Origin of the sequence: Pseudomonas aeruginosa (assembly GCF_001457615.1) — a bacterium.
In the GTDB taxonomy this organism is placed as follows: domain Bacteria; phylum Pseudomonadota; class Gammaproteobacteria; order Pseudomonadales; family Pseudomonadaceae; genus Pseudomonas; species Pseudomonas aeruginosa.
On sequence record NZ_LN831024.1, the window covers coordinates 3497648 to 3510358 of the forward strand.

Here is a 12711-nt window from a genome sequence, read left to right on the forward strand (position 1 = left end):
CGGTGGAGCCGGGAAGCGCCACCCATGTTCCACACAGACATGAACGAGAGAGACCGACTCCCATGAACGCTACGCTCCGTTTCAACGAGGCTTTGCTGATCACCGGGCGCGCCTTCCAGCCATACCAGTGCGTTGCCTGGTCCGAGCTAGGCAGTGACGGCGGCCTGAGCCTGTCCGTAGTCGATCGCACCGGCACCCGCCTGCTGGGCCGTGCGCGCATTCCGAGCTCCGCCTACTCCGATCCGGAGCAGCTTGCCGGCCTGCTGCAACAGGCACGCGAAGAACTCAGCCACAACGGCTACAACCTGCAGGACTGGAGTATGCCCAGCCAAGGCTGAGCCGCTCCATACGACGAAAGGCGCCCATGGGCGCCTTTTTCGTTTCCTCTATTCGAGGCGGTCGTGCTGCCGGAACGCCACGCGCACCGCGTTGCGCCCTGCATCCTTGGCCTCGTAGAGCGCGCGGTCGGCCTCGCGATAGAGCGCGTCCAGGCCCATGCCGGAGGTCGAATAGGCCACCCCCAGGCTGATGGTCAGGCAGGGGCCGGCGCTGGAGCCCAGGTGCTCGATGCCCAGCGCCTCCACCGCCTGCCGCAGGCGCTCGGCGATGGCCAGGGTGTTGCCCTCCTCGCTGTCGTAGAGCAACACGGCGAACTCCTCCCCGCCCAGGCGCGCGGCGATATCCAGCGGCCGCCGCGCGCCCTGCCGGAGCACGACGCCAAGCTGGCGCAGGGCGGCATCGCCGGCCGGATGCCCGTAGTGGTCGTTGTAGGCCTTGAAGTCGTCGACATCCACCAGGATCAGCGCCACCCCCTTTTCTTCGCGGGCGCCCTGCTCCAGGGCCCGCTGGGCGAGCAGCTCGTAGTAGCGCCGGTTGACCAGGCCGGTGAGGCTGTCCTGTTCGGCCATCATGCCCAGCAGCCGCCGGCCGAGGAACTGCTCGCGCTGGGCGTAGTCCTGCAGGTACAGGGCGAACGAACAGATCAGGACCACCAGGCCGTTGTAGAGCGTATTCAGCAGGTTGGTACGCAGGTTCTCTTCGCCGCCGAAAAGCAGGAATACCGCCAGGTTCAGGGCCAGGCACAGCAACGCCAGGCGCACGCAGGCCCAGAACGCCAGGCCGAGCGGGAAGAACACCGCGAGGATGCCCAGGGTCGCGCCCAGTTGGGTGAAGCGCGGCACCCCATGCCACTCGAACAGCACGTCGCAGGCCAGCACCGCCAGGTTGATCAGCAGCAGGCAGTAGGGCGCGATGGCATCGCCGACCTTGCGCAGGCTGGGCAGGAAGGCCGCCGGCCAGACCACCAGCAGCAGGCCGATCATTCCCAGGCGCACGCCCAGCAGTTGCTCGAACAGGCTGGGGTGCAGGCGGATGTCCACCATCATCCAGTCGGCCACGATGAACAGCGCCCAGATCAGGAACGCCACCCCGATGGCAGCGCGCCGCTGCATCAGCGAGTTCCAGCTGAGAAACTCGCGAAACTCGTTTTCCAGCTCCTTTTCGAACCGCAACCAACGAAAGCCGGTGCGCAACTGGCGCGCATACGGATTATCCGGCAGACCAGCCTGTACCAGGCTGTCGCGTGCAAGCATGCTGACTCCCCTACCTCGGACCGAACGCTGAAACAGGCCTGGACGACAATACCCTGGCGCCTCTGCAGCGATGAGTCAAAAAGCCATCACCCTTTACCAGACAATAGGGCATGCGGCGTGCCGAGGCGATACCAACCATCGGCGCAGCGGGACGCCCCGGGCGAGCGAATGGCAAGATCCGTGGGCCGACTGGCATTGCGGCCAGGCCCGAAGGACGCCAGACTGCCGCCATCGCCATGAGGTTGTGCCATGCCCGAACCGCGCCTGATTGCCTGCCTGATCTATCCCGACGTGATGAGCCTGGACGTGACCGGACCGCTGCAGGTATTCGCCTCGGCCAACGTCGAACGCCAGCGCCAGGGCCTGCCGCCTTTCTACCGGATACAGGTGCTCGGCGAGCGTAGCGAAGCGGTGCCCAGTTCCGCGGGCATCCGCATCTGCGCCGACCTCGCCTGGCGCGACTGTCCGCCGGAAAGCCTGGACACCCTGTTGGTGCCCGGCGGCCTCGGTGTCGAGGCGCAGACCCGCAACGCCGACCTGCTCGCCTGGCTGAAAGCCGCCGAACCGTGCATACGGCGGCTCGGCTCGGTGTGTTCGGGAGCGCTGATCCTGGCCGCCGCCGGGGTTCTCGACGGGCGCCCGGCGACCACCCACTGGGCCGACGTGGCGACGCTGCGCCAGGGGTTTCCCGGCGTCCATGTGCAAGGCGACCGCCTGCACACCTACGACCCGCGGTGCCGCGACGGCGACGCCCACATCTTCACCTCGGCCGGCGTCACGGCGGGAATCGACCTGGCCCTGGCGCTGGTCGAGGCCGACCTCGGCCGCAGCCTGGCGCTCAGCGTCGCGCGACGCCTGGTGATGTTCCTCAAGCGTCCTGGCGGCCAGGCCCAGTTCAGCGCCTGGCTGACCCCGGAACCGAGCCGCACCCCGCGTCTGGCCGCGCTGCTGGAGTGGATTCCCGCCAACCTCGCCGGCGACCTGTCCCTGGAAGCCCTCGCCGACCAGGCCTGCATGAGCCCGCGTACGCTGTCCCGGGTATTTCTCCAGGAACTGGGCGTGGCGCCCGGTCGCTACGTCGAGCGGGTTCGCCTGGAGGCCGCGCGCGCCCTGCTGCAGGACGCCCAGGCGTCGATCGCCACGGTGTCCCGGCTGTGCGGCTTCGGCCATCCGGAAAACCTCCGGCGGACGTTCCACAAGCATCTTTCGGTCAGCCCCCAGGAATACGCCGAACGCTTCGGCATGCTGGCCTGACGCTCCCACCGAGGACCTTCCCATGCTGGAACTGCGCCCCAACTGCGAGTGCTGCGACCGCGACCTGCCCGGCGACAGCGGCGACGCGCTGATCTGCACCTTCGAGTGCACCTTCTGCCGCGACTGCGCGACGGTCCGCCTGGGCGGCCAGTGCCCGAACTGCGGCGGCGAACTGCTGGCCCGGCCAAGGCGTCCGCGGGATGCGCTAGCCCGTCACCCCGCCTCCAGCCGACGCGTCGTCAGGCCCGGCGGTTGTCCGGAGTGACGCCATGCTGCTACGCAACCCGACCCTGCTCCTGCTGTTCTGCGGCCAGGCCCTGTACTGGTCCTGCTCGCTGATCGGCATAACCCTGACCGCCCTGGTCGGCGTCCAGCTGGCGCCGTTGAACAGCCTGGCCACCCTGCCCCTGGCCCTGCTGGTGCTGGGCAACCTGCTGGCGGTGCAGCCGTTGTCGCACTTCATGCAGCGCCACGGCCGACGTCCCGGGCTGATGCTCGGCGCCGGCGGCGGCGTGCTCGGCGGCCTGGTCTGCGCCGCCGGTGTCTGGACTGGCGATTTCCTCTGGTTCTGTCTCGGCGCGCTGGGCATCGGGGTCTACCAGGCCTCGGCCATGTACTACCGGTTCGCCGCGCTGGAGGCGGTGGATGCCGGGCGGAAAGGCCGCGCCAGCGCCTACGTGCTCGCCGGCGGAGTACTCGCCGCGCTGCTGGCGCCGAGCCTGGCGCTGTGGTCACGCAACGCGCTGGCCCAGCCCTTCGTCGGCGCCTATCTGCTGATCGCCGTGCTGGCCCTCGCCGGCCTGCTGCTGATGGCCCTGCTCCGCGAAGGCCAGGCGCCACGCCCGGCACGACTCGCCTGGCGCGACATAGGCGGCCTGTTGCGGCGGCCGGTGGTCCGCGCGGCCATCGCCTGCACCGCGGCCGGACACGGGTTGATGATCCTGATCATGAACGCCACGCCGCTGGCCATGAGCTTCTGCGGCCTGCCGCTGGAACAGTCGAGTCGGGTCATCCAATGGCACGTGCTGGGAATGTTCCTTCCGGCGTTCTTCGCCGGACCGCTGGTCGACCGCATCGGCAACCGTCGCGTCGCCCTGCTCGGCGCGTTCCTGCTCGCCGCAAGTGCCGGCATCGCCCTGGACGGGCAGTCGGTCACGCATTTCCTGCTCAGTTCGCTGGCCCTGGGCAGCGGCTGGAACCTGATGCTCATCGCCGGCACCACCCTGCTCGGCGAGGGCCACGCCGAAAGCGAGCGCGGCGCCGCGCAAGGATTGATGGAGCAAGGCAACAGCCTGGTGGCGGCGCTGATGTCGTTCGGCTCCGGCGCCCTGATCACCAGCCTTGGCTGGAACGCGGTGAACCTGCTGGTCTGGCCGGCGCTGCTGGTGGCGCTGGCACTGCTCTGGCCGGTACGACGAACGCGGACGCTGTCGCGCTGAAACGCCGGCAACGAAAAAGGCGACCTTGCGGTCGCCTCTTCTGCTTTACGGAAACGCCTCAGTAGTAGGCGTTCTCCTTGTTGCTGTGGTCGGTCACGTCACGCACGCCCTTCAGTTCGGGAATACGCTCGATCAGGGTCTTCTCGACGCCATCCTTGAGGGTCATGTCGACCATCCCGCAGCCCTGGCAACCGCCGCCGAAACGCAACACGGCGATGTTGTCCTCGACCACGTCGACCAGGCTCACCTGTCCGCCGTGGCTGGCCAGCCCGGGATTGATCTCGGTCTGCAGGTAGTAGTTGATGCGTTCGGTGATCGGGCTGTCCTCGTTGACCATCGGCACCTTGGCGTTCGGCGCCTTGATGGTCAACTGGCCGCCCATGCGGTCGGTGGCGTAGTCCACCACCGCATCTTCGAGGAAGGGCTCGCTGACCGCATCGATCCAGGCAGTGAAGTCCTTCAGGGCGATGGCGGTGTCCTCGACCTTTTCCTCGCCCGGCTTGCAGTAGGCGATGCAGGTTTCCGCGTACTGGGTACCCGGCTGGGTGATGAAGATACGAATGCCGATACCCGGGGTGCTCTGCTTCTCCAGCAACTCGGCCAGATACGCTTGGGCAGCTTCGGTAATGGTGATGGCGCTCATGGCAACTCCTCGCAAATATGCCGACAGTTTACGCCAATCGGTACTTGCGGATAAAGCCCTAGTAAATTAGTAGGAATAATTCGCGATAACCGACCCGCCCCTTGTGGAGCGGGTCGCGAGACTCAGAGGTTCTCGTAGCGGTTCATGTCCAGTGCGCCCGCCTCGACCGGCTCGGTTTCGCGGATGTACGCCTCGAGATCGTGGAAGTAGCTCCAGAACTGCGGATTGCTGCGGCGCACGCCCCAGCGTTCGACCACCTTGTCGAAGTCCTCGCCGCTCTTCGCCGCCTCCAGGGCGCCGACGAAGGCCTCGGCATCCGTCGCCGGCAGATCGAACATGAAGTTCGGGTAGCTGGACAGCACGCCCGGGTAGATCGTCAGGGTGTCCAGGCCCGGCTGGTAGCGCAGCGACTCGCCGAGCATGAAGGCGACATTGCTGTGCGCGCGGTTGCGCAGCACGGTATAGACCTCGCGCTTGCCGCTGGACGTACGTATCCGCAGCATGGTCGCCTCGGGGAAGCGCTCGATGACCTTGAGGCCGGCCGCCGGCCGGCTCACCAGGCGACTGAAGGCCTGCTCGGCGTCCTGCAGTTCGCGGTCGATGCCCGGTCGATAGCAGTTGCCGTCCAGGCAGCGGTTGATCGGGTCGGGGCGCGCATTGAGGTCGCCGTAGCGACGCAGCAGTTCTTCGGCGAAGGCCTTCTTCGGCTGCTTCTCCGGCAATCCCAGCGCGCTCGGCGTGTCATCGTCGAAGGCCTGGTAGTCCATCCACATCTTCAGCTTGCCGCTGTTCTGGTACCAGTCGTCGAGCAACGGCTGGCGCGCGTCGATCGGCATCAAGCGGAGGAAGTTCTGCTCGGCGCCGTTGCGGATCAGGTCGAAGTACAGGCGCGTCTGCGCCTGGTGCGAGACGTTGCCGAAGACATCGAAGTTCACCACCAGCCCGTAGTAGGTTCGCTCGAACAGCGGGTAGTCCATCAGCCACAGGGTCTGCGGTACCTCGCCAAGCAGGCCCTTGCGCACCGAGGCGCTGTCGAACTGGCGGAAGATGCTCAGCAGGGCGTTGTCGTTGCCGTGCCAGATCGTGTTCCAGGTCGGCGGCGGCGCGTCGGCGTAGACGTCCTGGCGCAGGTCTTCGTACTCGTTGCGCTTGTCCCGGTAGGCGCTCCACAGGCCGAGCAGGTTCTTCAGCTCGTCGATCTGCCCCGGCAAGGCCAGCAGCGGCTCGCTCTGCGCGCGGAAGTTGGCGTCGGTGACGAACAGGTCCTGCTCGGGGTCCTGGAATACCACCCAGAAGTTGTCGCGGATCACGTCGGTGGCGATCTGTCCACGGCACACCGGCCCGCGGATGAAGGTACGGGTGAAGTACTCGGCGTTGTCCAGCATGAACTGGTAGCGCGCCCGTGGCGGGATCGCGGCGAAGGTGACGAACGGGTTGGCGCGGCTCTGCACGCCGTAGCCGGGAACCTTGTCGGTGTTCCACTGGGTGCCGAAGAACAGCTCCTGGACGCGTTCCAGCTTCTTCGCCGTCAGCGGATAGGTGATGTGCGTCTTGTGGACGATCACGCCCTGGATCGGCCAGAGGCGGTAATAGAAGCTGTTGCCCGGATCGTCGTTGGGACGCCGGGTCGGGATCGGGTCGATCGGCTGGCCGCTGGGCGTGCGTGAACGCACCAGCTGGAAGAAGTGGCCGGGCGCGCCCTGCTCCGGGAAATACAGGTGCGCCAGGAACAGGTGCTCGTAGAGCCAGCGCGAGACCAGGCTCTGCTTGGCCCCAGGCTGGTTGAGGAAACGCTCCCAGCTGGCCACCTGGCGCGCCTCGGCGGCGGTCGGCCGCAACGGCTGCTGGTCGACCGGGGCGCCCGCGGCCAGCCACTTCTGCAAGGTGGCGTATTCGTCGTCGCTCAGCCCGGCCACCGCGAAAGGCATGCCGGAACCTGGGTTCTTGCGGATGAACGCATCGATGCTGGCCGGCGTCGGGCACTGGTTGGCGCGGTTGATCGAAATGTCCAGGCCTTCGGGGATCTTCGCATTCGGCTGCAACGGCTGGCTGTGGCCAAGCTCGAGCATCCGCGCCATCAGTGCGGCCTGGCCGTCCTGCGGTTCGAGCACCGACCAGAAGTCCTTGCGCCGCCAGGCGTCGGCACCGTGCGCATCGAGGTACAGGCGGGTGGTTTCCTGCGCCTTGGTCCGCGTGCCGTCGTAGACCGGCAGTTGGTTGGCGCCGCGCTGCGCGCCCTCGGCGCTGCTCAGGTTGAGCTGGCAGGGCGAATCGTAGCAGGCGTGGCAGGCGACGCACTTGGCGGTAAAGATCGGCTGGACGTCACGGCTATAGGAAATTTCAGCAGCGGAAACAGACTGGATAAAAGACGACAAAACGAAGGCCAACCCAACCAACGGTCTTGGCAACATGAACCACTCCTCACTCGGCGACGGGCGATTCTAGCAAACCCGCCTCTCTGCGCCGCACTTTCACAACGACGGGCGAACGCGCCCCGGGCATGAGCCGCCATTTCGCCAGCATTCCACCGGCTTCGGCCGCCACGTATGCTAGCCGGGCTCCCAGGCCCGCCCTGGCGATCAAGGACGATGACTTCGAGGAAACAGGGATATGTTTCGACTCGCCGCGCCCCATCCGCGCCGGTTCGCGTGCGCCCCACGTCCCCTCTTCGCCGCTTTCCGCCTGCTGTCGTCAGGCGGCGCTTCCGTTCGCGCCCGGCGCGGCCTGGTCCATCCTTTCGCCGCCCTGGCGGCCCAACGGAGAACCCGCCCCATGAAACTGCTCGCCGGCAGCTTCGCCGCTCTCTTCCTGAGCCTTTCGGCCCAGGCGGCGGACTGTACTTTCACCCAGCTGGAAATCGTGCCCCAGTTCGGCTCGCCGAACATGTTTGGCGGCGAGGACGAGCACGTCCGCGTGATGTTCAGCAACGAGGATCCCAACGACGACAACCCCGATGCCTTTCCCGAACCGCCGGTCTACCTGGCCGACCGCGACAGCGGCAACGATTGCCGCATAGAGGACGGCGGCATCTGGTCGCGCGGCGGCGTGTTCCTGAGCCAGGACGGTCGGCGCGTGCTGATGCATGAATTCAGCGGCTCCAGCGCCGAGCTGGTGTCCTACGACAGCGCCACCTGCAAGGTGGTGCACCGCGAGGACATCTCCGGCCAGCGCTGGGCGGTGGACAAGGACGGGCTGCGCCTGGGTCAGAAATGCTCGGGCGAATCCGTCGACAGCTGCGCGAAGGTCGTGAAGCGTTCGCTCGCGCCGTTCTGCCAGACCGCAAAGAAATGATCCGGGCCGGAGCGCCCCTTATCGACACGCATAGGTGATACATGGACAGTCTCGATCAATGCATCGTCAACGCCTGCAAGAACAGCTGGGACAAGAGCTACCTGGCCGGCACCCCGAACAAGGACAACTGTTCCGGCTTCGTCCAGTCGGTGGCCGCCGAGCTGGGCGTACCGATGCCCCGCGGCAACGCCAACGCCATGGTCGACGGCCTGGAGCAGAGCTGGACCAAGCTCGCCTCCGGCGCCGAGGCCGCGCAGAAGGCGGCCCAGGGCTTCCTGGTGATCGCCGGCCTGAAGGGCCGCACCTACGGGCACGTCGCGGTGGTCATCAGCGGTCCGCTGTATCGGCAGAAGTACCCGATGTGCTGGTGCGGCAGCATCGCCGGCGCGGTCGGCCAGAGCCAGGGCCTGAAGTCGGTCGGCCAGGTGTGGAATCGCACCGACCGCGACCGCCTCAACTACTACGTCTACTCCCTGGCCAGTTGCAGCCTGCCCAGGGCCAGTTGATTCAGGCCGTGCTGCGAATGAGCCAGACTCATTCGCAGCACGATTCCCCACGAGCATCCCGACTCCACTCGCCCGTCCCTTCGCCGCCTGCCTGCGCACTCCGACCTCCGCATTCCGCCCGTATACTGCGACAAAACGGCGCCAGGGATTTTTCCGGCCCGCGAATGAACATCCTTCAACTTGAATGAAATTCATGGTCCGACCACCCCCGGCCGGAAAGCCCCTGCCTTTGTTATGCTTTTCACCTTTCCGCCCACTGACGCCAGGTCCATCCATGTCCAGCCCGCTCACCGATCGCAGCGCCCGCCTGCAAGCCCTCCAGCACGCCCTCAGGGAACGTATCCTGATCCTCGATGGCGGCATGGGCACCATGATCCAGAGCTACAAGCTGGAAGAGGCCGACTACCGCGGCGAGCGCTTCGCCGACTGGCCGAGCGACGTGAAAGGCAACAACGACCTCTTGCTGCTGAGCCGCCCGGACGTGATCCAGGCCATCGAGAAGGCCTACCTCGACGCCGGCGCCGACATCCTCGAGACCAACACCTTCAACGCCACCCAGGTGTCCCAGGCCGACTACGGCATGCAGTCGCTGGCCTACGAACTCAACGTCGAAGGGGCGCGCCTGGCCCGCCAGGTGGCGGACGCGAAGACCGCCGAGACCCCGGACAAGCCGCGTTTCGTCGCCGGCGTGCTCGGCCCGACCAGCCGCACCTGCTCGATTTCCCCGGACGTGAACAACCCCGGCTACCGCAACGTCACCTTCGACGAACTGGTGGAGAACTACGTCGAGGCGACCCGCGGCCTGATCGAAGGCGGCGCCGACCTGATCCTGATCGAGACCATCTTCGACACCCTCAACGCCAAGGCGGCGATCTTCGCCGTCCAGGGCGTGTTCGAGGAACTCGGCGTGGAGCTGCCGATCATGATCTCCGGAACCATCACCGACGCCTCCGGCCGCACCCTGTCGGGCCAGACCACCGAGGCCTTCTGGAACTCGGTGCGGCATGCCCGGCCGATCTCGGTAGGCCTGAACTGCGCCCTCGGCGCCAAGGAATTGCGGCCGTACATCGAGGAACTGTCGACCAAGGCCGACACTCATGTCTCGGCCCACCCCAACGCCGGCCTGCCGAACGCCTTCGGCGAATACGACGAATCGCCGGCGGAAATGGCCGTGGTGGTCGAGGAATTCGCCGCCGCCGGCTTCCTCAATATCGTCGGCGGCTGCTGCGGCACCACCCCGGCGCACATCGAGGCGATCGCCAAGGCAGTGGCCAAGTACCCGCCGCGGGCCATCCCGGAGATTCCCCGGGCCTGTCGCCTGTCCGGCCTGGAGCCGTTCACCATCGACCGCAGCTCGCTGTTCGTCAACGTCGGCGAGCGCACCAACATCACCGGTTCGGCCAAGTTCGCCCGGCTGATCCGCGAGGAAAACTACGCGGAAGCTCTCGAGGTCGCCCAGCAGCAGGTGGAAGCCGGCGCCCAGGTGATCGACATCAACATGGACGAAGGCATGCTGGACTCGAAGGCGGCCATGGTCACCTTCCTCAACCTGATCGCCTCCGAGCCCGACATCTCGCGCGTGCCGATCATGATCGACTCCTCCAAGTGGGAAGTGATCGAGGCCGGCCTGAAGTGCATCCAGGGCAAGGGCATCGTCAACTCGATCTCGATGAAGGAAGGCGTCGAGGCCTTCAAGCACCATGCCCGCCTGTGCAAGCGCTACGGCGCCGCGGTGGTGGTGATGGCCTTCGACGAGGACGGCCAGGCCGACACCCAGGCGCGCAAGGAAGAAATCTGCAAGCGCTCCTACGACATCCTGGTCGACGAAGTCGGCTTCCCACCGGAAGACATCATCTTCGATGCGAACATCTTCGCCATCGCCACCGGCATCGAGGAACACAACAACTACGCGGTCGATTTCATCAACGCCTGCGCCTACATCCGCGACAACCTCCCCTACGCCCTGAGCTCGGGCGGGGTGTCCAACGTGTCCTTCTCGTTCCGCGGCAACAACCCGGTACGCGAGGCGATCCACTCGGTGTTCCTCTACTACGCGATCCGCAACGGCCTGACCATGGGCATCGTCAACGCCGGCCAGTTGGAAATCTACGACGAGATTCCGAAAGCGCTGCGCGACCGGGTCGAGGACGTGGTGCTCAACCGCACGCCCGAGGCCACCGAGGCCCTGCTGGCGATCGCCGACGACTACAAGGGCGGCGGCGCGGTCAAGGAGGCCGAGGACGAGGAATGGCGCAGCTACAGCGTCGAGAAGCGCCTCGAGCATGCGCTGGTCAAGGGCATCACCACCTGGATCGTCGAGGACACCGAGGAATGCCGCCAGCAGTGTGCGCGTCCCATCGAGGTCATCGAAGGTCCGCTGATGTCCGGGATGAACGTGGTCGGCGACCTGTTCGGCGCCGGCAAGATGTTCCTCCCGCAGGTGGTCAAGTCCGCGCGAGTGATGAAGCAGGCGGTGGCCCACCTGATTCCCTTCATCGAGGCGGAGAAAGGCGACAAGCCGGAAGCCAAGGGCAAGATCCTGATGGCCACGGTGAAGGGCGACGTGCACGACATCGGCAAGAACATCGTCGGCGTGGTGCTCGGCTGCAACGGCTATGACGTGGTCGACCTCGGCGTGATGGTGCCAGCGGAGAAGATCCTGCAGACCGCCATCGCCGAGAAATGCGACATCATCGGCCTGTCTGGCCTGATCACGCCGTCGCTGGACGAGATGGTCCACGTCGCCAAGGAAATGCAGCGGCAGAATTTCCAGTTGCCGCTGATGATCGGCGGCGCCACTACCTCGAAGGCGCATACCGCGGTGAAGATCGATCCGCAGTACAGCAACGACGCGGTGGTCTACGTCACCGACGCCTCGCGCGCGGTAGGCGTGGCCACCAGCCTGCTGTCCAAGGAGCTGAAGGCCGACTACGTGGCCCGCACCCGCGCCGACTACGCGGTGGTCCGCGAACGCACGGCCAACCGCAGCGCCCGCACCGAGCGGCTGAGCTACGAACAGGCGATCGCCAACAAGCCGGCGTTCGACTGGGCCGGCTACCAGGCGCCGACGCCTTCCTTCACCGGCGTCAGGGTGCTCGACGAGATCGACCTCGCGGTGCTCGCCGAGTACATCGACTGGACGCCGTTCTTCATTTCCTGGGACCTGGCCGGCAAGTACCCGCGCATCCTCACCGACGAGGTGGTCGGCGAGGCCGCCACCTCGTTGTTCAACGACGCCCAGGCGATGCTGAAGAAGCTGATCGACGAGAAGCTGATCAAGGCCCGCGCGGTGTTCGGCTTCTGGCCGGCCAACCAGGTCGAGCACGACGACCTGGAGGTCTACGGCGCCGATGGCGAGACCCTCGCCACCCTGCACCACCTGCGGCAGCAGACGATCAAGCCGGACGGCAAGCCGAACCTGTCGCTGGCCGATTTCGTCGCGCCGAAGGAAAGCGGCGTGCGCGACTACATCGGCGGCTTCATCACCACCGCCGGGATCGGCGCCGAGGAAGTGGCCAAGGCGTACGAAGCCAAGGGCGACGACTACAACAGCATCATGGTCAAGGCGCTCGCCGACCGCCTCGCCGAAGCCTGCGCCGAGTGGCTGCACGAGCGGGTGCGCAAGGAGTACTGGGGCTACGCCCGCGACGAACACCTCGACAACGAGGCCTTGATCAAGGAGCAATACGTCGGCATCCGCCCGGCACCGGGCTACCCGGCCTGCCCCGACCATACCGAGAAAGGCACTCTGTTCGAACTGCTCGATCCGCAGGGCCTGTCCGGCGTCAGCCTGACCGAGCACTACGCGATGTTCCCGGCCGCGGCGGTCAGCGGTTGGTATTTCGCCCACCCGCAGGCGCAGTACTTCGCGGTCGGCAAGATCGACAAGGACCAGGTGGAACGCTACAGCCAGCGCAAGGGCCAGGAAGCCAGCGTCAGCGAGCGCTGGCTGGCGCCGAACCTTGGCTACGATGACTGACCAGGAA

Annotated in this window: 10 protein-coding genes; 7 read left to right on the forward strand and 3 right to left on the reverse strand. The window is 66.4% G+C overall.

Annotation, left to right across the window (positions count from 1 at the left end; all coding sequences use genetic code 11):
* Positions 1-62 precede the first annotated feature (62 nt).
* A complete protein-coding gene (locus AT700_RS15875; protein ID WP_003098204.1) occupies positions 63-338 on the forward strand; it encodes a hypothetical protein in 276 nt (91 codons plus the stop codon).
* Positions 339-386: 48 nt separating this feature from the next.
* Here AT700_RS15875 and AT700_RS15880 read toward each other — a convergent pair whose 3' ends face one another.
* Positions 387-1592 carry a sensor domain-containing diguanylate cyclase gene (locus tag AT700_RS15880; RefSeq protein ID WP_003120227.1) on the reverse strand — a complete coding sequence of 402 codons (1206 nt, stop codon included), beginning with the start codon at positions 1590-1592 and terminating at the stop codon, positions 387-389.
* A 249-nt stretch (positions 1593-1841) separates the two neighbouring features.
* Between AT700_RS15880 and AT700_RS15885 the strand changes: the two genes are divergently transcribed.
* From AT700_RS15885 to AT700_RS15895, 3 genes are read left to right on the forward strand one after another with little or no spacing between them, the layout of a single operon-like run.
* Complete coding sequence (locus AT700_RS15885) at positions 1842-2846, forward strand: GlxA family transcriptional regulator (RefSeq protein WP_003113607.1); 1005 nt, start codon at positions 1842-1844, stop codon at positions 2844-2846.
* Positions 2847-2868: 22 nt separating this feature from the next.
* The gene (locus tag AT700_RS15890; protein ID WP_003113606.1) at positions 2869-3111 is read left to right on the forward strand and encodes a DUF1272 domain-containing protein; all 243 of its coding nucleotides are present in this window, start codon (positions 2869-2871) and stop codon (positions 3109-3111) included.
* A 4-nt stretch (positions 3112-3115) separates the two neighbouring features.
* A complete protein-coding gene (locus AT700_RS15895; RefSeq protein ID WP_009876266.1) occupies positions 3116-4285 on the forward strand; it encodes an MFS transporter in 1170 nt (389 codons plus the stop codon).
* A gap of 58 nt (positions 4286-4343) precedes the next feature.
* Here the strand turns inward: AT700_RS15895 and nfuA are convergent, their stop codons facing one another.
* Positions 4344-4928 (reverse strand): Fe-S biogenesis protein NfuA, encoded by a 585-nt coding sequence (gene nfuA, locus AT700_RS15900; RefSeq protein ID WP_003088034.1) that lies wholly within the window; start codon positions 4926-4928, stop codon positions 4344-4346.
* A 122-nt stretch (positions 4929-5050) separates the two neighbouring features.
* Positions 5051-7339: a fatty acid cis/trans isomerase gene (locus AT700_RS15905; RefSeq protein WP_004343044.1), complete on the reverse strand. Its 2289-nt coding sequence runs from the start codon at positions 7337-7339 to the stop codon at positions 5051-5053.
* 361 nt (positions 7340-7700) lie between these two features.
* On the opposite strand from AT700_RS15905, the gene tsi1 reads away from it, so the two are divergent.
* The 3 genes from tsi1 to metH all read left to right on the forward strand — a co-directional run bounded on the left by tsi1 (position 7701) and on the right by metH (position 12704).
* Positions 7701-8219, forward strand: coding sequence for a type IV secretion system immunity protein Tsi1 (tsi1, locus tag AT700_RS15910; protein WP_003120232.1), 519 nt, complete (start codon positions 7701-7703; stop codon positions 8217-8219).
* Positions 8220-8260: 41 nt separating this feature from the next.
* Complete coding sequence (tse1, locus tag AT700_RS15915) at positions 8261-8725, forward strand: type VI secretion system effector peptidoglycanhydrolase Tse1 (RefSeq protein WP_003088027.1); 465 nt, start codon at positions 8261-8263, stop codon at positions 8723-8725.
* Positions 8726-8999: 274 nt separating this feature from the next.
* Positions 9000-12704: a methionine synthase gene (metH, locus tag AT700_RS15920; protein WP_003113602.1), complete on the forward strand. Its 3705-nt coding sequence runs from the start codon at positions 9000-9002 to the stop codon at positions 12702-12704.
* The last annotated feature ends 7 nt before the right edge of the window (positions 12705-12711 follow it).